Origin of the sequence: Tepidimonas aquatica (assembly GCF_007556585.1) — a bacterium.
GTDB classification, from domain to species: domain Bacteria; phylum Pseudomonadota; class Gammaproteobacteria; order Burkholderiales; family Burkholderiaceae_C; genus Tepidimonas; species Tepidimonas aquatica.
Genome location: NZ_VJNA01000010.1, coordinates 1 through 21,081, shown reverse-complemented (window position 1 = coordinate 21,081; position 21,081 = coordinate 1). Strand labels below are relative to the sequence as shown.

Annotated in this window: 18 protein-coding genes and 1 tRNA gene; 6 read left to right on the top strand and 13 right to left on the bottom strand. The window is 69.9% G+C overall.

What is annotated here, in order from left to right:
• Positions 1 to 157 precede the first annotated feature (157 nt).
• The 4 genes from tig to Taqua_RS05070 all read right to left on the bottom strand — a co-directional run bounded on the left by tig (position 158) and on the right by Taqua_RS05070 (position 4,076).
• A complete protein-coding gene (tig, locus tag Taqua_RS05085) occupies positions 158 to 1,468 on the bottom strand; it encodes a trigger factor (protein ID WP_144325334.1) in 1,311 nt (436 codons plus the stop codon).
• A 107-nt stretch (positions 1,469 to 1,575) separates the two neighbouring features.
• Positions 1,576 to 2,838, bottom strand: coding sequence for an SLC13 family permease (locus Taqua_RS05080; RefSeq protein ID WP_144325332.1), 1,263 nt, complete (start codon positions 2,836 to 2,838; stop codon positions 1,576 to 1,578).
• 64 nt (positions 2,839 to 2,902) lie between these two features.
• A tRNA-Leu gene (locus tag Taqua_RS05075) sits at positions 2,903 to 2,989 on the bottom strand.
• A 73-nt stretch (positions 2,990 to 3,062) separates the two neighbouring features.
• Complete coding sequence (locus Taqua_RS05070; RefSeq protein ID WP_185969562.1) at positions 3,063 to 4,076, bottom strand: GGDEF domain-containing protein; 1,014 nt, start codon at positions 4,074 to 4,076, stop codon at positions 3,063 to 3,065.
• Between the two features lie 174 nt (positions 4,077 to 4,250).
• Between Taqua_RS05070 and hpnC the strand changes: the two genes are divergently transcribed.
• Genes hpnC through Taqua_RS05045 form a run of 5 tightly spaced genes read left to right on the top strand, consistent with a single transcriptional unit; the run spans position 4,251 to position 11,721 of the window.
• Positions 4,251 to 5,156 carry a squalene synthase HpnC gene (gene hpnC / locus Taqua_RS05065; RefSeq protein ID WP_144325328.1) on the top strand — a complete coding sequence of 302 codons (906 nt, stop codon included), beginning with the start codon at positions 4,251 to 4,253 and terminating at the stop codon, positions 5,154 to 5,156.
• Positions 5,129 to 6,235, top strand: a complete 1,107-nt coding sequence (locus Taqua_RS05060) for an efflux RND transporter periplasmic adaptor subunit (RefSeq protein WP_144325326.1) — start codon at positions 5,129 to 5,131, stop codon at positions 6,233 to 6,235. The genes hpnC and Taqua_RS05060 overlap by 28 nt, the downstream gene beginning before the upstream one ends.
• A gap of 19 nt (positions 6,236 to 6,254) precedes the next feature.
• Positions 6,255 to 9,401 carry an efflux RND transporter permease subunit gene (locus Taqua_RS05055; protein WP_144325324.1) on the top strand — a complete coding sequence of 1,049 codons (3,147 nt, stop codon included), beginning with the start codon at positions 6,255 to 6,257 and terminating at the stop codon, positions 9,399 to 9,401.
• A complete protein-coding gene (hpnD, locus tag Taqua_RS05050; protein ID WP_144325322.1) occupies positions 9,398 to 10,285 on the top strand; it encodes a presqualene diphosphate synthase HpnD in 888 nt (295 codons plus the stop codon). Before Taqua_RS05055 ends, hpnD begins: the two co-directional genes overlap by 4 nt.
• Positions 10,279 to 11,721, top strand: a complete 1,443-nt coding sequence (locus Taqua_RS05045; protein WP_144325320.1) for a hydroxysqualene dehydroxylase — start codon at positions 10,279 to 10,281, stop codon at positions 11,719 to 11,721. Before hpnD ends, Taqua_RS05045 begins: the two co-directional genes overlap by 7 nt.
• On the opposite strand, the gene Taqua_RS05040 is transcribed toward Taqua_RS05045, so the two are convergent.
• On the bottom strand, positions 11,693 to 12,355 hold the full coding sequence (locus Taqua_RS05040; RefSeq protein ID WP_144325318.1) for a glutathione S-transferase family protein: 663 nt from the start codon (positions 12,353 to 12,355) through the stop codon (positions 11,693 to 11,695). The two genes, Taqua_RS05045 and Taqua_RS05040, sit on opposite strands and share 29 nt — an antisense overlap.
• Positions 12,356 to 12,430: 75 nt before the next feature.
• Positions 12,431 to 13,204 (bottom strand): HAD family hydrolase, encoded by a 774-nt coding sequence (locus Taqua_RS05035; protein ID WP_185969561.1) that lies wholly within the window; start codon positions 13,202 to 13,204, stop codon positions 12,431 to 12,433.
• Positions 13,205 to 13,222: 18 nt separating this feature from the next.
• On the opposite strand from Taqua_RS05035, the gene hemH reads away from it, so the two are divergent.
• Positions 13,223 to 14,314: a ferrochelatase gene (gene hemH, locus Taqua_RS05030; RefSeq protein WP_144325313.1), complete on the top strand. Its 1,092-nt coding sequence runs from the start codon at positions 13,223 to 13,225 to the stop codon at positions 14,312 to 14,314.
• Positions 14,315 to 14,351: 37 nt separating this feature from the next.
• Here hemH and Taqua_RS05025 read toward each other — a convergent pair whose 3' ends face one another.
• The 7 genes from Taqua_RS05025 to Taqua_RS04995 form a co-directional block, all read right to left on the bottom strand.
• Entirely contained in the window at positions 14,352 to 15,224 is an 873-nt protein-coding gene (locus Taqua_RS05025) for an alpha/beta fold hydrolase (protein ID WP_144325311.1), read from the bottom strand.
• Complete coding sequence (locus Taqua_RS05020; RefSeq protein ID WP_144325309.1) at positions 15,221 to 16,312, bottom strand: branched-chain amino acid ABC transporter permease; 1,092 nt, start codon at positions 16,310 to 16,312, stop codon at positions 15,221 to 15,223. Before Taqua_RS05020 ends, Taqua_RS05025 begins: the two co-directional genes overlap by 4 nt.
• Before the next feature lie 13 nt (positions 16,313 to 16,325).
• A complete protein-coding gene (locus Taqua_RS05015) occupies positions 16,326 to 17,258 on the bottom strand; it encodes a branched-chain amino acid ABC transporter permease (protein ID WP_144325442.1) in 933 nt (310 codons plus the stop codon).
• A gap of 110 nt (positions 17,259 to 17,368) precedes the next feature.
• Positions 17,369 to 18,124, bottom strand: a complete 756-nt coding sequence (locus tag Taqua_RS05010; RefSeq protein ID WP_144325307.1) for an ABC transporter ATP-binding protein — start codon at positions 18,122 to 18,124, stop codon at positions 17,369 to 17,371.
• The gene (locus Taqua_RS05005; RefSeq protein ID WP_144325305.1) at positions 18,121 to 18,876 is read right to left on the bottom strand and encodes an ABC transporter ATP-binding protein; all 756 of its coding nucleotides are present in this window, start codon (positions 18,874 to 18,876) and stop codon (positions 18,121 to 18,123) included. Before Taqua_RS05005 ends, Taqua_RS05010 begins: the two co-directional genes overlap by 4 nt.
• A 15-nt stretch (positions 18,877 to 18,891) precedes the next feature.
• A complete protein-coding gene (locus tag Taqua_RS05000) occupies positions 18,892 to 20,070 on the bottom strand; it encodes a substrate-binding domain-containing protein (protein WP_144325440.1) in 1,179 nt (392 codons plus the stop codon).
• Positions 20,071 to 20,254: 184 nt separating this feature from the next.
• Positions 20,255 to 20,953, bottom strand: coding sequence for an AAA-type ATPase lid domain-containing protein (locus Taqua_RS04995; RefSeq protein WP_281287767.1), 699 nt, complete (start codon positions 20,951 to 20,953; stop codon positions 20,255 to 20,257).
• Positions 20,954 to 21,081 lie beyond the last annotated feature (128 nt).

Here is a 21,081-nt window from a genome sequence, read left to right as displayed (position 1 = left end):
CGTCGTTCACTCCGTCTCGTCGATGGCTACAGGTGCCGTGCACCCAAGCCTTACTGTAACCGCTTCGCGCCCGCCCCACCGGACCCCACCAGCAAAAAGGGCGGACCCACGGCCCGCCCCGGCATCGCCAACGTGCGGCCTCGGGGGCGCCGCGGCGTCAATCCTGCCCCATCAGCTCGGCGAACGTGATGGCCTTGGGCGTGACCTTGGCCTTGCCGAAGATGAAGTCAGCCACGTTGTTTTCCAGCACGATGGCTTCGATTTCGGCCATGCGCTCGGGGTTGGCGCGGTACCAACGCACGACTTCCTCGGGTTGCTCGTAGGACGAGGCCAGCTCGCGCAGGTGCGCTTCGACCTGCTCGGCCGTGGCACGCAGGTCGTTGGCCTTGATCAGCTCGGCCACCACCAACCCCAGGCGCACGCGGCGCTCGGCCTGCTGCTGGAACAGCTCGCGCGGGATGGGAGCTTTGTCGGCGTCCTTGAGGCCGCGCTGGCGCAGGTCCTGGCGCGCGCCTTCGACCAGGCGGTCGATTTCTGCCTCGATGGCGGCTTTGGGCAGGTCGAGCTGGGCCGCCTTGGCCAGCGCATCCAGCGCCGCGGCCTTGTTGCGCGCCAGCAGGCGGAACTTGACCTCGCGCTCCAGGTTGCGACGGATGTCGTCGCGCAGCGCTTCGAGCGTGCCGGCTTCGATGCCCAGCGACTTGATGAACGCTTCGTCCACCTCGGGCAGTTGCTGCTGCTCGATCTTCTTGACCGTGACGAGGAAGTCGGCCGTCTTGCCCGCCACCTCGCGGCCCTGGTAGTCCTCGGGGAACGCCAGCGGGAAGGTCTTGGACTCGCCCGCCTTCATGCCACGCACGGCGTTTTCGAACTCGGGCAGCATCTGGCCTTCGCCGATGACGAAGCTGAAGTCGCTGGCCTGGCCGCCCTCGAACGGCTCGCCGTCGATCTTGCCTTCGAAGTCGATCGTCACGCGGTCACCGTCCTGCACCGGCTCACCCTCGGGGCGCGGCGTAAAGGTGCGGCGCTGCTTGCGCAAAATCTCCAGCGTGCGGTCGATGGCGGCGTCGTCCACGCTGGCTTCGAGTTTTTCCAGCTCCAGCGCCGACAGGTCGCCCAGCTGCACCTCAGGAAACACTTCGAACACCGCCTCGAAGGCCAGCACACCCTCGGGGGCGCCTTCTTTTTCGCTGATGCGCGGCTGCCCCGCTACGCGCAGTTGCGCTTGCGCCACGGCGTCGGCAAAGGCACGGCCGACCTGGTCGTTGATGACCTCGTACTGCACCGAGTAGCCGTAGCGCTGGGCCACCACCGACAGCGGCACCTTACCGGGGCGGAAACCGTCCATGCGCACCTGGCGCTGCAGGCGCTTGAGGCGCGTATCGACTTCCTTCTGGATCGCCTCCAGCGGCAGCTCGAGCGTGAGCTTGCGCTCGAGCTTGTCCAGGGTTTCGACGTTGACAGCCATGGAAAAAACTCCTTGTGTTCGTGGATGGACCTGCCGCGTGGACAAATCCGTGCAAACCGGTGCATGCCCGGCCAGCGGCCGGACAAATGGCTGATTGTAGTGCAGCGCTACGCCCAGGCGGCCTGCACCCACCGCCAAGCCCACCAGATCAGCAGGCTCAGCACGGTGGCAGGCACACCGATCGCCGCGTGGCGCCGCCAGTCCAGCCGCACGCCGTCGCGCGCGGCCAGGTCGGCCACGATCAGGTTGGCGATCGACCCCACCAGCAGCAGGTTGCCCGCGTAGGTGCTGGCCAGCGCCAGGGTCACCCCCTGATCAGGGCTGCTCAGGTGCGGCAGCAGCAACATCACCGCCGGGACGTTGGACACCAGGTTGGACAGCGCTACCCCCACCACCGCCAGCACCGTGGGCTCGCGCAGGTGCACGCCGTGCTGCGCCAGCCACGCCACCGCCTGCGCCGCCACACCCGTGCGCTCGAACGCCCCGTTCACCACAAACAGGCCCATGAACAGCAGCAGCAGCGGCCAATCGACCAAGCCCATGAACTGCGCCGAATGCAGCCGGCGGCTAAGCAGCAACACGCCCGCAGCCACCAAGGCGACCACCTCGTGCGGCCAATCGGTGGCCACGAAGATGGCCAGCAGCGCAACCGCCACCGCCAACCCCTTGCCCGACTGCCAAACGTTGAACGGCGGGCCCGCGTCGTCGTCCACGCGCGCCGCACCCGCGCCGCTTGGGGGTGGCAAGCGCCGCAGCACCAGCATCATCCACCCCCACAGCGCCAGCAGCGCCAGCGCCACCGGCGGCAGCGCAGCCGCCGTGTAGGCCCCAAAGGGCAGCCCGAGCACCGAGCCGATCAACATGTTCTGTGGGTTGCCGATCAAGGTGGCGGCCGAGCCGATGTTGGCGGCGCACGCCACCGCCACCAGCCACGGCACCGGGTCCCAGCCACGGCGCCACGCCACGCGCACCACCACCGGCGTGACCGCCAGGCACACCACGTCGTTGGAAAACACCGCCGACAACGCCGCCACCACCGCTAGCAGCGCGGCCATCAGCGTGGGGGCGTGCCGGGCGCGCAGCGCCACCGCGCGGGTCACCGCGCCGTAAAACCCGCCCAGCCGCATCTGCGCTGACAGCAGCATGAACGCAAACAGCAGCACGATGGTGGGCAGGTCGATGGTGGCCGCCGCCTCGCCGATCGACCAGCCATTGACCGCGATCATGGCGATGGCGCCCAGCACCGCCACGCCGCTGCGATCCAGCCCCGTGCGCGGCAGCCCACCTAAAAACATGCCCAGGTACACGAGGGCGAAGATGAGCATCGTGCCGATGTGCGCCACATCGGCGCCGTGCAGGGGGAACGACATGCCAGCGAACACCAAGGGATGTCAACGGCAGAGCCAGCGGCGGGCCGCCGCAGTGCAGCCGGCCTGGTGCGCGGGGGGGGACTCGAACCCCCACGGTGTCGCCACCGTCAGGACCTAAACCTGGTGCGTCTACCAATTTCGCCACCCGCGCGGGTCACCCCGTGCGCAGCACCGGGGCGGGGCTGCATTGTAGCGGGGCGCGGCCCGGCGGCGGCGCGGTCGGCTCAAAACAAATCCACGTTGCCGCCCGCGTGTTGCAGCGGCTGCCCAGCCTGCGGGGTCACGTCGCTCTCAAAGCACACGACGCGGTTGCGCCCCTGTGCCTTGGCCTGGTACAGGGCGCGGTCGGCCCGCTCAAACGCGTCGGCCGGCGTGTCGAACGGGCGCACCGCGGTGTAGCCGATGCTGACGGTGACACGGCCGACCTGCGGAAACGAGTGGCGTTCGACCGCGGTGCGCAGGCGCTCGAACGCCACCGCGGCGGCCGCCGCGTCGTCGGCGCGCACCAAGGCCACGAACTCCTCGCCACCGAAGCGGTACAGGCGGTCGTCGTGCCGGAAGGTGCTGCGCAGCAGCCGCGCCATCAGCAGCAGCACCTCGTCACCGATCAGGTGGCCAAAGCGGTCGTTGACCGACTTGAAATGGTCCACGTCGATGACGCCCAGCCAATGGTGGGTGCCGCCATCGACACGCCGCTGCACACCGGCCACGGCTTCGTCGGGGGCTCGGGTGGCCTTGTAAAACGTATCGTCGAACGACTTGCGGTTGAGCAGCTCGGTCAGCGTGTCGCGCTCACAGGCGTCCAGCAGGTTGATGACGTTGACGTAGATGCGGCCCATGCCCTCGGTCACCCGGCGCGCCTGGGCGTCAGCCGCCGCAGCCAGTGCTACGTCCAGCACCAGCCGGCGCTGCGTTTCGGTGAGCAGGGGGACCAAAATCCGGCTACCCCGCGCATCGCTGATCACCGTGGTGGCCCCGGCTTGCAGCGTTTGCACGAGCTCCGGTCGCTCGATCAGCCGCGGACGCTGGGGGGACGGTGTCCCCGCGGTCGCCACCGGCCCGGGCAGCGCGTCGGCGCGGGCATGGGCGCGCACGTCCAGCAGCTCACCTTCGTCACCCCACAACACCACCGCCCGCGCCTGCAAGGTGGCCAGCACCACGTCGGCCAAGGTGGCATCCAGCACGTCGCGGTCACGCCCATGGGTCAGGCGAGCAACGTGCTCCAAATGGTCAAGCATGGCGGCGTGCGGCATAACCCCTCGGTGCGGCATAACCCCTCGCGTCCCCTCGCGTTGTTATGACGTTGTTATGGGGCTGACAGGTGAGACGGTTTTCATGGTACCACCACACCGGGGACCGCGGCCCCGCCGACGCATGAGGGTTTGCCCGGCTGTGGCAACATACCGCCCACCATGCCGTTTGTCTCGGCCGTCGATCGCTACGAAAACTTCCCCGTCGCCTCGGTGCTGTGCCCGCCTGCGTGGCGCGGCGCCGTCGTGGCGATTTACCGTGTTGCGCGCTTGGCGGACGACCTGGCCGACGAAGGTGACGCCACCCCCGAGGCGCGGCTGCAGGCGCTGGCGCAACTGCGCGCGACGCTGACGGGACTGTGGGCCGACGACGCGGCCACCTTGGCCGCGGCGGCGCCCGCGCTGCGGGCCTTGCACGAACAGCGTCAACGGCACGCGCTGCCGCTGGCGCCGCTGCTGGACCTGCTCGACGCTTTCGAGCAAGACGTGCGCTGGACGGCCACCGGACGGCGCTACCAGGACGAAGCCGAGTTGCTGGACTACTGCCGCCGCTCGGCCAACCCCGTGGGGCGGCTGATGCTGCACTTGGCGGGCGTGCGCGGGGCCGAGGCCGTCGCGCAAAGCGATGCCGTGTGCACCGCGCTGCAACTGCTGAACATGGCGCAGGACCAGGGGGCAGACTTGCCCCGTGGCCGGCTGTACCTGCCGCGAAGCTGGCTGCTGGCCGCCGGCGCCGACCCCGACGCGCCGCCCGCCACCTGGCCGCCGTCCGCCCTGGCCCACGGGGTGCTGCAACTGGTGGTCCTGGCCCGCCAGCACCTGCGGCGCGGCTGGGACCTGCCGCTGGGTGTGCGCGGCCGCTTCGGCTGGGAACTGCGCGTGGTGCTGCACGCGGCGCTGCGGCTGGCTCAGCGCATCGACGCCCAGGGTGGACGCACCTGGCTGCGGCGGCCACGCTTGCACTGGCACGATAGCCCCCTGTTGCTGTGGTGCGCGTGGCGCCACCCCGTTCACCGGCCCGTTGAGACGAACCGCCTTCCATGCCTCGACCAACGCCCGCTCCTTTGACCGCCCCCAGCGGGTGGGTGCTCGCCGCCCTGTTGACGCTGCCGGGCGCCGCCGCGCTGACCGCGCACGCCGACCCAACCACACCGCCGGCACCGCCCACCCAAGGCGCGCCGTCGCCGGTGGAGACCCGCCCGCTGCGCGACGTTGGGATCCACCCCCAGCGCAGCGCCAGCGCCCAGGTCGTGGCGCGCAATGAGGCGCGCGTCGCCGCCGAGGTGGCCGGCGTGGTGCAGCGCTGGGAGGCCGACGTGGGCACGTCCGTGCGCGCGGGGCAGGTGCTGGCACGCCTGGACCCTGCCGACCACGAGCTGGCCGTGCAGCGCGCCCGCGCGGCGCGTGACGCCGCGCAAGCCCGCCTGGAGCTGCTGCAAGCGCAGGCACGCCGCGCGCACGAGCTGCACGGGCAAGGGTTCATCTCGGCCGACGCGCTGCAGCTGCGCGACACCGAGCTGGCGCTGCAGCGCGCCGAGTTGGCCAGCGCCCAAGCCGCCCTGGCCAGCGCCGAGCGCGCGCTGGCCAAAACGGTGGTGCGCGCGCCGTTCGCGGGTACGGTGACGCAGCGGCTGGCCCAGCAAGGCGAGACGGTCGCCGCAGGCACACCGCTGTTCGTGCTGGTGCAAACGGGCGCGGCCGAACTGCAGGCCCAACTGTCGCCCGCCGAAGTGCGCGAACTCGGCCGCGTGCGCGACGCGCGTTTCGAGGCCGACGATGGCGCCACCCGCGCGGCGCGCCTGCTGCGCGCGGTGCCGGCGCTGGCCGGTGGCACTCGGCTGCAGACCGTGCGTCTGGCGCTGCAGGGCGAGCCTTTGCCTCCCGGCGCAGCCGGTGTGTTGCGCTGGCAGGCGCCGCTGCCGCACGTGCCGGCCGAGCTGCTGGTGCGACGCGGCAGCGCGCTCGGGGTGTTCGTCGTCGAGGGCGAGGGCGAGGGCGAGCAGGCGCGCGCCCGTTTCGTGGCGTTGCCCGAAGCGCAGGAAGGCCGCCCCGCGGCGGCGGTCAGCCTGGCCGGCGACGCCCGCGTGGTAGTGCGCGGCCAGCACGCGCTGCACGATGGCCAGCGCGTGACGCCCTCGGCACGCTAAACCCGCAGGCGCCCGCGTGATGCGAATGCTGCGTGCCCTCGTCACCAACCACCCGCTGGCCAACATCGCCTTCGTGGTGGTGCTGCTGCTGGGCCTGTTGGCCTACCTGCAGATGCCACGCGAGCGCGACCCGGAGGTCAACTTCAATTGGGTCAACGTCACCACCGTGCTGCCTGGCGCCAGCGCCGAGGACGTCGAGCGGTTGGTGACCAACCCGCTGGAGGACGCCATCAAAGGCGTGGCTGACATCCGGTTCGTGAGCTCCAGCTCGCGCGAAAACGTCTCCAGCCTGCTGGTGCGCTTTGGCGAGGTCGACGAGCGCACGTTCGACAAACGCATCAACGACCTGCGGCGCGAAATCCAGAATAAGGCGGCGGCCGAACTGCCGGCCGAGGCGCAGCAGCCGCGCGTGTTGGAAATTTCCACCTCCAACGGGTTTCCCACGGCGATCATGCGCCTGACCGGCGCGGCCGACGACGAAGTGTTGCGCCGCGAGGGACGCCGGCGGCGCGCGCTGCTGGAACGCGTGCGCGGGGTGGACCAGGTGTTTGCCTCGGGCCTGCGTGACCCCGAGCTGCTGGTGCGCCCCGACCCGGCCGCGCTGGCCGCGCGCGGACTGACCAGCGCCGACGTGGCCGACGCGTTGCGCGGCCTGTGGCGCGACACCGCGGCAGGCACGCTGGCCACGCAGCACGGCGTGTGGTCGATCGCGCTGACGGGCATCACGCTGCAGCCCGAAATGCTGGCGCAGTGGGTGGTCAGCGCCGCTGGGCGGCCCCAGGTGTGGGCGCGGTTGGGCGACGTGGCCCAGGTGGAGTGGGCACGTGCCAAGCCGACCACGCTGGCATCGATGGACGGGCAGCCGGCCATTTCGCTGGCCGTGACCAAAAAGGCCCGCACCAACACCCTGCAGCTGCTGGATGAGCTGCGCGCGTTCATCGAGCGCGAAAACCAGGTGTTGGCTAGCCTCGGGCTGCAGCTGACGCTGACCGACGACCAGACCATCCCGACGCGTGAGGCCATCGGCGTCATGGAATCCAACGCCGCGCTGGGCATGGCGCTGGTGCTGGCCATATGCTGGGTTTTTCTGGGCTGGCGCATCGGGGTGCTGGTGGCGCTGGGCATTCCGTTTGCGCTGCTGGGCACGTTCGCACTGCTGGGGGCGCTGGGCTACACGGTCAATATCTCGATTCTGCTGGGCGTGGTCATCGCGCTGGGCATGCTGGTGGACGACGCCGTGGTGGTGGTGGAGGCGATTTATTACCGCATCGAGCGCGGTCAGCAGGCGCTGGCGGCCAGCCTGGATGGGGTCGCTGAAGTCTGGAAACCCGTGCTGGCGTCGGTGGCGACGACGTTGGCGGCGTTTTTGCCGCTGATGCTGCTGCCGGGCATCGTCGGCAAGTTCATGTTCATCATCCCGTTTGTGGTCACACTGGCGCTGCTGATCTCGCTGCTGGAGGCGTTTTGGATGCTGCCGGTGCACGTCAGCATGATGAACGTGCGGCTGGACCGGCCGTCGCGCGTGCAGGCGTGGCGCCAAGGCTTCAACCGGGCGGTGCGGTTGCGCTACGGCCAGGCGTTGGCCTACGCGGTGCGCCGCCCGTGGCTGTTTCTGGGCGGCGGGCTGGCCATCGTCGCCGGGGCGGGGGCGCTGGTGGCCACGGGCGTGGTGCGGGTGCAGTTTTTTGCGTTCGACCCGATCCGGGCGTTTTACGTCAATGTGGACATGCCCGCCAGCGCGTCGCTGGAGGAGACGCTGGCGCAAACCGAGCGCGTCGAGCGCATCGTGCGCCGTCACTTGCGCGGCGTGGGGCTGGCCGAGCAGGGCCACGAGGCGCGCGCGGTCACTTCGACGGCGGGGCTGAAGTTCACCCAGACCGAACCGGTGTACGGCGACGCCTACGGGCAGGTGTTCGTCTCGCTCAACCCGCGCACGCCCGGCGCGCGCGAGGTGGACGAGATCGTCGCTGCGATGCGGGCCGACGTCAAGGGCATGGACGGCCCGGCACGGCTGAGCTTCACGCTGCTGTCAGGCGGCCCACCGGCCGGCAAGCCGATCAACGTCAAGGTGCGGGGCGACGACTTTGCCCAGATCGAAGCGGCCGCCGCCGACCTCAAGGCCTTCATCGCCACCTTGCCGGGGGCACGCGACGTGCAGGACGACCACGTCCCTGGGCGGCAACAGCTGCGGCTGCAGCCGCGCCCCGAGGTGCTGCGCGAGCTGGGACTCAGCCCCGCCCAGCTGACGCGGCTGGTGCGGCTGGCGGTGGACGGCGAGGCGGTTGCGTTCACGCGTGAAGGCGGCGACAAGATCGAGCTGCGCGTACGCCAACTCGGGCTGTCCGCGCGCCCCCTGGAGCCGTCGGAGCTGCTGGCCACGCCGGTGGCGCGGCCCAACGGGCAGGTGACGCGGCTGGGCACGCTGGTGCAGGCCGCGCCGGAGCCCACGCGCGGCTTCATCCGCCACCACAACCTGCGCCGGGCCATCACGGTGGAGGCCGACCTGGACAAAACCGTGCTGGACACCGCCGAGGCCAACCGCCGCATCCGCGCCGCCTGGGATGAGCTGCGGTTGCGCCACCCCGGGGTGGACCTCGATTTTTCGGGCGAGTTGGAAGATATCGAAGAGAGCCTGGCGGCGATGCAGCAACTGTTCCTGCTTGGGGTCGGCTTGATCTACCTGATCCTGGCCGCGCAGTTCCGCAGCTACTTCCAGCCGCTGATGATTCTGGTCACGGTTCCGCTGGCGTTTGCCGGTGTGGCCATCGGGCTGGCCATCACGCGCAACCCGTTGTCGCTGTACACGCTGTACGGGGTCATCGCGCTGACCGGCATCGCGGTCAACGCGGCCATCGTGCTGATCGATGCGGCCAACGAGCGCCTGCGCCAAGGCCTGGGCCTGACGCACGCCACGCTGTACGCCGCGCGGCGGCGCGTGGTGCCGGTCATCATCACCAGCACCACCACCATCGGGGGGCTGATCTCGCTGGCCTTTGGGCTGGGTGGACACAGCCTGCTGTGGGGGCCGGTGGCGTCGGCCATCGTCTGGGGGTTGTTGGTGTCGACGGTGCTGACGCTGTTCGTGGTGCCACTGCTGTACCTGGTGTTCATGCGTGGCCACGCACGCCGCCTGGCCGGTGCGCTGCCACAGGGGGTGGCGTCATGACCGTCGCCCCCCACACGTTGCAACAGGCGCAGGCCTACGCCGCCGAGCGCGCGGCCGCCTCGGGCAGCAGCTTTTACTACGCGTTTTTGTTTTTGCCCCCGGCGCGGCGCGCCGCCATCACGGCGTTTTACGCCTTTTGCCGCGAAATCGACGATATCGTCGATGGCGTGCGCGAACCCACCATCGCCCACACCAAGCTGGCTTGGTGGCGCCAGCAGGTGGCGTTGGCCTTCACCCCCGGGCGCGTGCCGGACCATCCGGCGCTGATCGCGCTGCAGCCGCACATCGCACCCTACGGCCTGACGCCCGAGCCGCTGCTGCAGGTGATCGACGGCTGCGAGCAGGACCTGCAACACAACCGTTACCTGGACTACCCGGCCCTGGCGCGCTACTGCCACCTGGTGGCCGGCGTCGTCGGCGAAGTGGCGGCGCGCATCTTCGGCCAAAGCGATCCGGACACCACCGCCTACGCCCACCGGCTTGGTCTGGCCATGCAACTGACCAACATCATCCGCGACGTGGGCGACGACGCGCTGCGCGGCCGCATCTACCTGCCGGTGACCGAGCTGCAGCGCTTTGGGGTACGCGCGCGTGAGCTGCTCACCCTGGGGCACGAAGCGGAGCCGGACTTCGACGCGCGCTTTGCCGCGCTGATGCGCTTTCAGATCGAGCGTGCGCTGGCCACCTACGACGAGGCCGTGGCCCTGCTGCCGGCGGCCGACCGCGCAACGCAAAAGCCTGGGCTGATGATGGCCAGCATCTACCGCACACTGCTGCAGCGGGTGGCGCGCGACCCCGCGCGGGTGCTGCGCGAGCGCGTCACCCTGGCGCCGCTGCACAAGCTGTGGCTGGCCTGGAAGATGCAGGCGCTGGGCCGATGGTGAACCGCGCACCCCACGTGGCGGTGGTGGGTGGAGGCTGGGCAGGCCTGGCCGCCGCCGTGGCCGCGTGCCAACGCGGCTGGCGCGTCACGCTGCTGGAGGCCAGCCCCCACTGGGGCGGGCGTGCCCGGCGGGTGCCCAGCCGTATCGGTCCCCTGGACAACGGCCAACACATCCTGATTGGTGCGTACCACGCCACGCTGACGTTGCTGGCCACACTCGGGGTGCCGCTGACGCAGGCGCTGCAGCGCGTGCCGATGGCGTTGACGTACCCAGACGGAGGCGGCTTGCGCGTGCCGGGTTGGACCAGCACCCTGCCCCGCGTGGCCCATGCCGTGGGCCTGGGCGCCGCGTTGCTGGTCGCGCGGGGCTGGACCTGGCGCGACCAGCGGGCCGCGCTGGCGCGGCTGGCGCGCTGGCAGCTGGCCGGTTGGCGCTGCGCGCCAACGGCCACCGTGGCCGAGCTGTGCGCGGGCCTGCCGCGCCGGGTGGTGGCCGACTGGATCGAGCCGCTGGCGGTGGCGGCGCTCAACACCCCGCTGCAGCAGGCCAGTGGTGCGGTGTGGCTGCGCGTGCTGGACGACGCCCTGCACGGCCCCGCGCCGGCCCCCTACGCCCCCAGCGACCTGCTGCTGCCCCGTGCGGACCTGGGCACGCTGCTGCCCGACGCCGCCACGCGCTGGCTGGCCGAGCGCGGTGCCACGCTACGCCTGCGTGCCCGGGTCACGCGGCTGCAAGCCGTCACCCCCGCAGCCTCGCCATCGGACGGCGGCAACCCCGGCACACCCGCGTGGCATCTGGCGGTCGCGCACGGCACCCCGGTGCAGGCCGACGCCGTCGTGCTGGCCACCCCGGCGTGGGCATCGACGCAGCTGCTGCAAGCGCTGGCCGCCGACCCGGACTGCCCAGCGGGGTTGGCCAGGCGCGGGGTCGCTTGGGCCGACCGCGCCCGCGCCCTGCAGCACATCCCTATCGCCACCGTGTGGCTCGCGCCCCCGCCCGGCTGGGCGTGGCGCTGGCCCACGCCGATGCTGGCGCTGCGCCACCACCCGCAGCAGGCGCCGGCGCAGTTTGTGTTCGCGCGCGCCGCCGACCACCCCGCAGCCGGTCTGCGCTTGGCCGCCGTGGTCAGCGCTCCCGACCCCGCGTGGCACGGCCGCGCCGCCGATCTGGCCGCGGCAGTGCAACGTCAGGTGCAGCAGGCGCTGGCGCTGCCGGACACCCAGGTGCTGGCCACCGTGGTCGAGCAGCGCGCCACCTTCGCCTGCACGCCCGGGCTGGCACGGCCGTGGGCCATGCTGGGCCCCACCCTCGTGGCCGCAGGCGACCACGTCGAGGGCCCCTACCCCGCCACGCTCGAAGGCGCCGTGCGCAGCGGCTTGCACGCCGTCGACGCGCTGGGCGCCGCCCTCACCCCTGGGTTTTGGCCGCGGCCTTGAGCCGTTGGTACGTCGGCCGCGCGTGGCAGCGCTGCAGCCAGGCGTGAACGTGTTCGAAGCTGTGCATCAGCTCCTGGGATGCCCGCGCCCAGTTGGCGACGCAGGCCACGCACAGGTCCGCCACCGTAAAGCGCGCACCGGCCAGGTAGTCGTGCCCCCGGGCTGCGCCGGCCGCCAGATGCTCGTCCAACACGCGCAGCGGCACGCGCAGGCGCTTTTCGGCTGCGGCCAGCTTGTCGGCGTCACGCCGCTCGGGCGGCAGCCCCAGCCGGTGCATCAGCACGCACAGCGCGTCGGCTTCCAGCTCGGTCACGGACCACAGCGCCCAACGCAGCGCCTCGGCATCCTCGGCCGGCGTGGCCGGCGCGATGTCGCTGCCATCGCCCTTGCCGTGGTGGCGCGCCAAGTACAGCGCGCAGGCCATCGACTCCCACACCACCACGCGCCCCTCGGGCCGCTCGTCCACCAGCACCGGGATGTGCCCGTTGGGGTTCAGCGCCAAAAACTCGGGCGTGCGCGTCGCCCCGCCCTGGTACGGGGTGGGCACGTGGTGGTAGGGCAGCCCCAGCTCTTCGGCCGTCCACAGCGGACGCACCGCCCGCGAAGCAAAAATGCCGTAAATCGTCAGCGCCATCGTGGTCGTTCCTTGCCGGGCAGCACCGCGCGCCCGTGGCCCGCCGATGATAGCCAGCCGGCGCAGCCACCGCGGTCACACACCCAACAGGCGCACCAAGGCGTGCAGATCCGCCAGTTCGGCGTGGGGCCGCTCGTGCGGCTGCGGCTGCACCGCGTGCGCGTGCAGGGCGCGCGCCATGTCCCCACCGCAGCCGCAGGCCCGTGGCGCTACCGCCTCGTCCCACGATTGGCCGTGGCGGTTCAGCCACGCCGCACCCAAGCCGGCCCGGCGCGCCCCCACTACGTCCAGCACCGGGTCGTCGCCGACATGCAAAACCTTGTGTGGCTGTGCCCGGGTGTGTGCCACCGCGTGGTGGTAAATCGCCGGGTGAGGTTTGGCCACACCGACCTCACGTGCGCCGACGTGGCCGACAAAATAGCCGCCCAGGCCGACCCGCTGGACGTCGGCGTTGCCGTTGGACACCGCCACCAGGGGGTATCGCGCCGCCAGCCGCTGCAGCGCCGGCAGCACGTCGGGGTACAGCTCGACGCGCTGGCGTTCGGCGTAAAACACCTCGAACGCCGGCTCGGCCAGCGCGGGTGCGTCGCCCGCCTGCCGCAGCGCGACGCGAATCGCCTCGCGGCGCAAAAACGTCAGGTCATGGTGGCGGTCGGGATGGTCGCGCTGCACGGCCAGCCGCACCGCGCGCGCCCGGCCCGGCTCGCGCAACCACGCCGCCGTGGCGGGCGCGTGCTCACTCAGCCACGCCATCAAGGCGGCCTCGGCGCGCTCGATCGTCGGGCGCATCGGCCACAGGGTGTCGTCCAAGTCCAGGCAGATGGCCCGCAGGCCGGCCGGGTTCCACATCGTGCGTAACAATAGCGCATGACCATGCGCCCCGAGCCCCCATACTCCCATGGCCAAGCAGCCCACATGGGTATCGTGTGGGTCAACCTCGGCAGCCCGGACGCCCCGACGCCGTCCGCGCTGCGCCGCTACCTGGCCCGATTTTTGGCCGATCCGCGCGTGGTGGAGCTGCCCCGCGCGCTGTGGTGGCCCATCTTGCACGGCATCATCCTCAACGTGCGGCCACGCAAGTCCGCGGCCAAGTACGCCACGATCTGGACGCCCGAGGGCTCGCCACTGAAGGTGTGGACCGAGCGCCAAGCCAAGCTGCTGCAGGGGCTGCTAGGCGAACGCGGCCACCGCGTGCAGGTGCGCTGGGCGATGCGCTACGGTCAGCCCGCCGTCGGCGCCGCGCTCGACACGCTCAAGGCCGCGGGCTGCACCCGCATCCTGGTGCTGCCCGCCTACCCCCAGTACTGCGCCGCCACCACGGCCAGCGCGTTTGACGAGGTTTATGCGTGGGCCAGCGGCCTGCGCTGGGTGCCGGAGCTGCGCTTCGTCAACCAATACCACGACGACGCCGGCTACATCGGCGCACTGGCCGCACGGGTGCGTGCGCACTGGGCGCAGCACGGCCGCCCCGAGCGGCTGGTGATGAGCTTTCACGGCATGCCCGCGCGCACGCTGCAGCGCGGCGACCCCTACCACTGCCAATGCCACAAGACCGGCCGGCTGCTGGCCGAAGCGCTGGAGTTGCCGCCCGAGCAGGCGGTGGTGACGTTTCAGTCGCGCTTTGGCAAGGCGCAGTGGCTGCAGCCTTACACCGAACCCACGCTGGTGGCGCTGGCCCAGCAGGGGGTGCGCCGCGTCGATGTGGTCTGCCCAGGCTTCACCGCCGACTGCATCGAAACGCTGGAAGAAATCGACCAAGAAGCGCGCGCCGCATTCCTCGGCGCGGGCGGGCAGGCGTTCCACTACATCCCGTGCCTGAACGACGATATCGGTTGGGTGCGCGCGCTGGCCGACATCGCCGAACGCCACCTGGCCGGTTGGCCGACCAAGCAGGAGACGGATCCGGCGGCCTCGGCGGCCTCGCGCGAGCGAGCGCTGGCGCTGGGGGCGCCGCGCTGAGCCGGAGCGCCACGAGCGGTCGGTCCAGCCGGGCTGCTCAGTCGCGGCCTTCCAGGAAGCGCTGCACCAGTTCTAGCTGTTCTGGCACGTTGAGCGCCGGCGCATGGCCGCACCCGGCGACGGTCACCACCACGGCCCGCGGTCCGCGGTCGCGCATGGCCTCCGCCGTCTCGGGCAGCAGCAGGTCCGAGTCAGCCCCGCGCAGGCACAGCACCGGCAGATCCAGGCTGTCGTACACCGGCCACAGATCGTAGTCGTGCGGGTGGTGGATGAACTGCTGCACCATCGCCGGATCGTAGTGCGGCGTGACGCGCCCATCGGGCAGCCGGCGCACCGACGTCTCGGTCAGGCGCCGCCACTGCGCATCCGTCAGGTAGCCGTAGGGCTGATAGACGGTGCGGAAGTAGGCCTCCAGCGCCGACACGGTGTCGAATGCCGAGGGATTGCCGGCGTAGGTGCGGATGCGCTCAACCGCAGCCGGCGCCAACGCCGGGCCGATGTCGTTGAGGACGAGCCGCCGGATGCGCCCCCGCAGCGGCCCCGCGGCGCAGACCATCCCGATCGCCCCTCCCATGGACGTACCCACCCAGTGCACACGCTCAATGTCGAGTTGATCGAGCAACGAGGTGGCCAGCCGCGCGTAGAAGGCCAGGCAGTACTCCTGGGCCGGATCGGGGCTCCACTGGCTCAGCCCGCGGCCGATCGTGTCCGGGCACAGGACGCGATAGCGCGGACTCAGCCAGGCGGCCAGTTCGTCCATGACGCGGCCGGTGCGGGCCAGCCCGTGCCAGGCCAGGACGACCGGCGCATCCTCCGGCCCCCAGTCCATGAAGTGGATCTCGCGGCCCTCGCACACGAGGTAGCGCGAACGCGGGGCGGCCACGGTGGCGGATGCGGAAGCGGTGCTCATGCGGACGTCTCCGGACGGAGGGGGGAACGGTCGGCGCGCTCGCGCAACCAGCCGACGATGCCATTGGGAAAGCGGTAGACGCACACCACGAACAACACGCCCAGCCACAGCAGCCAGCGGTCCGGCGAAATGAGCTGCGACAGCACCGGCACGCCCTCGACACCGCCGGCGGCCAGCCGCATGAGGTCCTGCAGGTAGTTCTGCGCCAGCACGAACAGCACGCTGCCGACAACAGCGCCGTAGACGGTGCCCATGCCGCCGATGACCACGATCAGCAGCACATCGAGCATGATCTCGAAGCTCAACGACGTGTCCGGCCCGTTGTAGCGCAGCCAGATGGCCAGCATCGCCCCCGCCAGGGTGGCAAACAGCGCCGCCAAAACATTGCCCAGCGTGCGATAGACGACGGTGCGGTAGCCGATGGCTTCGGCACGGAAATCGTTCTCGCGGATGGCCTGCAGCACCCGCCCGAACGGTGAATTGACAATGCGCAGCATCAGCAGCACCAGCGCCACGGCCAGCACGAGCAGGCCGTAGTAGGTGATCAGCCGGCCGTCGATCAGCACGCCCAGCACCTCTTCCTCGAACGGCTCGAAGCTCGGGCTCAGCAGCTCGGGCAGGCGAAACGTCAGCCCATCCTCGCCCCCGGTGAACTCGGACAACTGCGACGCCAGCGTCTGGAAGGCCGAGGCCACCGCCAGCGTCACCATGGCGTAGAAGATAGCGCGCACGCGCAGGCTGAACAGGCCGATGGCCAGCGACAGCAGCAGCGACAGCACCAGTGCCAGAGCCACGCCCGTACCCAGTGCCGCCCAACCCTCGCCCATGCGGGTGGAGGCGATCGCCACCCCATAAGCGCCGATGCCAAAGAACATGGTGTGCGCAAAGCTGACGATGCCGGTGTAGCCGAGCAGCAGGTCGTAGCTCGCCACGAGCACGACGAAGATGAGAATCTTGGCCGCGACGTTGAGCGACTTGCTGCCCGGCAGCGCGAATGGAACCACCAGCAGGGCCAGCACGATCAGCACCAGGGCCAGCGCCAGCCATCGGCTGCGCGGGAGGTCGTGGGAGAGCAGTCGATGCAGCATGGTCGCCCCCCGTTCAGCGCGCGGCCACCGGATACAGCCCGTTGGGCCGCCAAAGCAGGATGGCGACCATCAGGCCGATGTTGGAAAACAGCGCCACCTTCGGCGCCAGAAAGCCGGTGTAATTGGCCATCAGCCCCACCAGCAGCGCCCCCACCAGGCAGCCAAACGAGGACCCCAGCCCGCCGATGATGATGACGATGAACAGCAGAACATTGATCTGCGCGCCCATCTGCGGCGTCACCATCTGCTGGTACAACCCCCACATCACGCCCCCCAGCCCGGCCAGCGCCGAGCCGGCGACGAACACGCCGACGAACAGGCGCCGCACGCGGTAGCCCAGGCTCTCCACCATCTCCAGGTCCTGCACGCCGGCGCGGATCAGCAGGCCGATCTTGGTGCGGTTGAGCAGATAAAGCATGGCCAGCAGCACCGCGGAACCGATCGCCACCGCCAGCACGCGGTACTTCTCCACCGCGGCATCGCCCCACAGCAGGGCGCCGCGCAACGCCTCGGGCAGCGGCAGCGGGGTCTGCTCCGGCCCCCAGATCACCTTGATCATCTCCTCCCCGATGATCATGCCGCCCATGGTGATGAGGATTTGCTTGAGGTGCTGGCCATACACCGGCCGCACCAACACACGCTCGAAGGCATAACCGATCGCCCCGGTGACCGCCATCGCCACCCCCATCGCCGCGAAGATGGCGATCAGGTTGGCCGCCAGCGAGGCGCTGCCGGTCCAGTCCGCCATGCCCGCCAACACCGTCGTCGCCACGAAGGCGCCCAGCGCGATGAACACACCGTGGCCGAAATTGAGCACATCCATCAGGCCGAAAACCAGCGTCAGCCCCGACGCGATGACGAAAATGATCATGCCCATGGCCAGACCGGCGACGGTGAGCGTCAGCCACGTCGGTACAGAACCTACCAGTGGCAGTGCCACGGCCATCAAGGCGGCCACCAGCAGCAGCGGAATCCAGTCCAGCCGGACCTTGGCGAGGGCCACCTCGGCCGCCGGCAGGGGGGAAGTGACGGTGTTCACGTCGGTGTGCTCCTCGTTCAACCGTGGGCCGCCAGCGACAGGCCCAACAGGCGCTGCTGCAGCGCCGCATCCTCGACCAGCTCGGCCATCGACCCGCGGTGCACGACGCGCCCGTCGTCCATCACCGCCACGGTGTCGCCCAGGGCCTTGGCCATGGCAAAGTTCTGCTCCACCAGCAGTACGGTGGTCTGGGTTTGCTTGAGCTCGCGCAAGGCACCGATCAAGTTCTGCACGATCGCGGGGGCCAGGCCCTTGCTCGGCTCGTCGATGAGCAGCAGCTCGCGCGGCTCCACGATGGCGCGCGCGACCGACAGCATTTGCTTTTGCCCGCCCGAAAGCTTGCCGGCCGGATACAGCCAGAATTTGCGCAGCGCCGGAAACAGCGAAAAAATCCACTCCAGCCGGGCGGTGTCGATGTCGTCCACCCTGCGCGCGCTGCGTGCCGCCAGCAGCAGGTTCTCCTTGACCGACAGGTCGCCAAAGATGCCCATGTTCTCGGGCACGTAAGCGATGCCGCGGCGCGCGATCTCGGGCGTGGACAGCGCGGTGCCGGCACCGCCGATGGGCTGCCCCGCAAACGTGATGCGGCCGGTGCGCGCCGGCCACAAGCCCATGATGGTGCGCAAGGTGGTGGTCTTGCCGGCGCCATTGCGGCCCAGCAGCATGGTCACCTGCCCGCGCGGCACCGTCAGCTCCACGCCGTGCAGGATGTGGTACTGGCCGATGTACGTGTGCACACCCTCCAGCGTCAGGACGGGGGTCGGTTCATTCATGCCTCGGCCTCCACGTCCTGACCCAGATAGGCCCGCTGCACCACGGGCGAGGCGATCACCGTCTCTGGCTCGCCATCGGCCACGAGCTGCCCGTTGTGCAGCACGATGATGCGGTCGGCCAGCTCCCGCACGACGTCCATCTTGTGCTCGACCAGCAAAATGGTCTTGGTCTTGTCCGCCTTGAGCGCACGGATCAGGTTCAGGACCACGGGCACGTCATCCACACTCATGCCCGCGGTGGGCTCGTCGAACATGAACACCTGTGGCTCAAGCGCCATCAGAATCGCAACCTCCAGCTTGCGTTGGTCACCATGAGGTAACGCGGCGGCAGGAACATCCTGCTTGTCGGCCAGGGCAACGGCGGCAACGATCTCGCGTGCGCGCCCCAGCAACTCGCGGCGGTCACTCCAGATCTGCCACAGGTTTAGCCCCTCCCCCGCGCGCGCCTGCACCGCCAAGCGGACGTTCTCCAGCACCGTCAGGCGCGGGAACAACTGCGTCAACTGAAAGGCTCGCCCCAGGCCGGCGCGGGTGCGCTCGGCCGCGCCCAGACCGGTCAGGTCCTGACCGTTGAGCCGCACGCGGCCCGCGGTGGCGCGGATCTGCCCCGAGATGAGGTTGAAGTACGTCGTCTTGCCCGCCCCGTTGGGGCCGACGATGGCCGTCAGCGTCCCCGGCGCGAAGGTGCAGCTCACCCCATCGACCGCGACGTGCCCGCCGAAGCGGACCGTCAGTCCCTCCGTCTGCAGCATGGTGGCCCCCGGCGCTCAGCGCTTGTTGCGGATGGGCACCTGCATTTCCTCCGGCTTGATTTCGCGCACCAGCTCGGGCACGCCCCACGGGAAGGCCGGGTCCACCTTGATGCGGAAGTGGTACATGGCCTGCATCGCCTGATGGTCCTCGGGGCGGAAGGTCATCTCCCCCTTCGGCGTCTGGAAGCGCATGCCCTCCATCGTCTTGATCAGCTTGTTGGTGTTGGTGTCGCCTTGGGTCTTTTTCAGCGCCTCGACGATCGCGATGGCCGCGCTCATGCCCCCCGCGGTGAAGAAGTCCGGCGGCGACTTGAAGCGCTTATAGTGGTTGGCCACCAGCCATTCGTTGACCGGATTTTTGGGGATACCGAAGTAGTAGTACGTGGCGCCCTCCATGCCAGGGAAGTTTTTGTAGGCCGCCATGGCGGGCAGAATGTTGCCGCCCGTGGCGATTTCGATGCCGTGGCGCTTGAGGTCGAGGTCGGCGATCTTGAACGGATTGCCGGCGCCCGCCCAGATGATGAAGATGACCTTGCGGCCCGGCTTGTCCTTCAGCGCGTCGATCAGGCGCTGCGCCCCGGCGGTGAAGTCCGTCGTGTTGGTGGGCAGGTACTCCTCGTGCACCAGTTTGGCCTTCTTGAGCGCCTGCTTGAAGGCCGCCACGCCGTCGCGGCCGAAGGCGTAGTCCTGCGCGAGCGTGGCGATCACCGTACCTTCCTTGTCGAGGGCCACCGCGTTGGAGATCGCATCCTGCGAGCTGTTGCGGCCGGTGCGGAAGATGTACTTGTTCCACTTCTCGCCGGTGATGGAGTCGGCGACCGCGGGCTCGACGAGCAGGATCTTCTTGTACTCTTCGGCCACCGGCAGCATGGCCAAGGCCACGCCCGACGAGGTGGGCCCCACGGCCAGATCGACCTTGTCGTCGGCGTAGGCAGCCGCCAACCGCGATTTCCCCACATCGGGCTTGCCCTGGTCGTCTTTCTCGATGACCACGATCTTGCGACCGGCCACCTGCATGGTGCCCCCGGTGGCGTACTCCAGGCCCATCATCAGACCGGTCTGCGTCTGTTTGCCGTAGGCTTCCAGCGGCCCGGTCTTGCTGTAGACGTGGGCGATGCGGATTTCCTTGTCCGACTGGGCCTGCGCTACGACGGCGGTACACGCCAAGGCCACGACGGCCAGGCGGCGGGTCATGTGAACCATGCTCTGTCTCCTCTTTGTGGTGGGGCCATGCAGCGCCGACCGACGCTGGTTCAACCCATACTCAGCAAAGGCCGTGCCAGGCCCAGAAATGCCCATTGGTTCGGGTAAACCCGAGTTTCAAAGGGAACTGTTCGTCCAACCGTCAGACAACGCCCGGACAATGAATGTCTGTTTTTTAGACAGTGTCTGCATTTTGAACACACCAGGCCGCCAGCTTGGTGTAAAGCGTCGCGCGGGAGATACCGAGCAGCCGCGCCGCCGCCACCCGGTTGCCGCCGCAGCGGCGCAACGCCGCCTCGATGGCCTCGCGCTCCACGCGGGCGATGCGCTGGGGCAGGGGCTCGAACGGCTCGTCCTGCCCCTCTGTGGGGGGGCGCTCTCCATATCGCCCCCGGTCCGAGGCCGGCACCGGGGCCAATGCTGCGCCCCGCTGCTCTGCCGCGGAGGCCAGTGCCCCGGCCTGCAACGGCGCACCGGCAGCCACCAGCACCGACGCCACCTCGGGCGCATCGACGCGCGGATCGTCACAGCGCAGGGCGATCTGTTCCAGCGCGTTGCGTAACTCCCGCACGTTGCCGCGCCAGGGCTGCTCCACCAGCAGGGCCAGCGCCGCCGGCGTCAGCTCCAGCGCCGCCGTACCGCTGCGCAGCGCGATGTCCTCGCACAGCATGTCCACCAGCAGCGGGATGTCGGCGCGCCGCTCGCGCAGCGGCGGCACACGGATGGGCAGCACGTTGAGCCGGTAGTACAAATCCTCCCGGAAACGCCCCTGCGCCACCGCCTGCGCCAGATCGCGCGAGGTGGCCGCGATGACGCGCACGTTCACCGGCTCCACGCGGTTCGACCCCAGAGGCTCGATCTCACCCTCCTGCAGCCGACGTCCCCCCGCTTTCAGTAGCGGTTCGATCTAGAGTCCGGGTTGGATGGTAGCCGATGCCAGTTGCCTGGCGTAGGCGCTCGGTGTCAGTCCGCCCAATGCCTTCTTGGGTCGCTCCTCGTTGT

What these genes read in the sequence shown, in the direction of transcription:
- tig (WP_144325334.1), bottom strand. Translation starts at nt 1,468, where the DNA reads ATGGCTGTCAACGTCGAAACCCTGGACAAGCTCGAGCGCAAGCTCACG.
- Taqua_RS05080 (WP_144325332.1), bottom strand. Translation starts at nt 2,838, where the DNA reads ATGTCGTTCCCCCTGCACGGCGCCGATGTGGCGCACATCGGCACGATG.
- Taqua_RS05070 (WP_185969562.1), bottom strand. Translation starts at nt 4,076, where the DNA reads ATGCTTGACCATTTGGAGCACGTTGCTCGCCTGACCCATGGGCGTGAC.
- hpnC (WP_144325328.1), top strand. Translation starts at nt 4,251, where the DNA reads ATGCCGTTTGTCTCGGCCGTCGATCGCTACGAAAACTTCCCCGTCGCC.
- Taqua_RS05060 (WP_144325326.1), top strand. Translation starts at nt 5,129, where the DNA reads ATGCCTCGACCAACGCCCGCTCCTTTGACCGCCCCCAGCGGGTGGGTG.
- Taqua_RS05055 (WP_144325324.1), top strand. Translation starts at nt 6,255, where the DNA reads ATGCGAATGCTGCGTGCCCTCGTCACCAACCACCCGCTGGCCAACATC.
- hpnD (WP_144325322.1), top strand. Translation starts at nt 9,398, where the DNA reads ATGACCGTCGCCCCCCACACGTTGCAACAGGCGCAGGCCTACGCCGCC.
- Taqua_RS05045 (WP_144325320.1), top strand. Translation starts at nt 10,279, where the DNA reads ATGGTGAACCGCGCACCCCACGTGGCGGTGGTGGGTGGAGGCTGGGCA.
- Taqua_RS05040 (WP_144325318.1), bottom strand. Translation starts at nt 12,355, where the DNA reads ATGGCGCTGACGATTTACGGCATTTTTGCTTCGCGGGCGGTGCGTCCG.
- Taqua_RS05035 (WP_185969561.1), bottom strand. Translation starts at nt 13,204, where the DNA reads ATGTGGAACCCGGCCGGCCTGCGGGCCATCTGCCTGGACTTGGACGAC.
- hemH (WP_144325313.1), top strand. Translation starts at nt 13,223, where the DNA reads ATGACCATGCGCCCCGAGCCCCCATACTCCCATGGCCAAGCAGCCCAC.
- Taqua_RS05025 (WP_144325311.1), bottom strand. Translation starts at nt 15,224, where the DNA reads ATGAGCACCGCTTCCGCATCCGCCACCGTGGCCGCCCCGCGTTCGCGC.
- Taqua_RS05020 (WP_144325309.1), bottom strand. Translation starts at nt 16,312, where the DNA reads ATGCTGCATCGACTGCTCTCCCACGACCTCCCGCGCAGCCGATGGCTG.
- Taqua_RS05015 (WP_144325442.1), bottom strand. Translation starts at nt 17,258, where the DNA reads ATGGCCGTGGCACTGCCACTGGTAGGTTCTGTACCGACGTGGCTGACG.
- Taqua_RS05010 (WP_144325307.1), bottom strand. Translation starts at nt 18,124, where the DNA reads ATGAATGAACCGACCCCCGTCCTGACGCTGGAGGGTGTGCACACGTAC.
- Taqua_RS05005 (WP_144325305.1), bottom strand. Translation starts at nt 18,876, where the DNA reads ATGCTGCAGACGGAGGGACTGACGGTCCGCTTCGGCGGGCACGTCGCG.
- Taqua_RS05000 (WP_144325440.1), bottom strand. Translation starts at nt 20,070, where the DNA reads ATGACCCGCCGCCTGGCCGTCGTGGCCTTGGCGTGTACCGCCGTCGTA.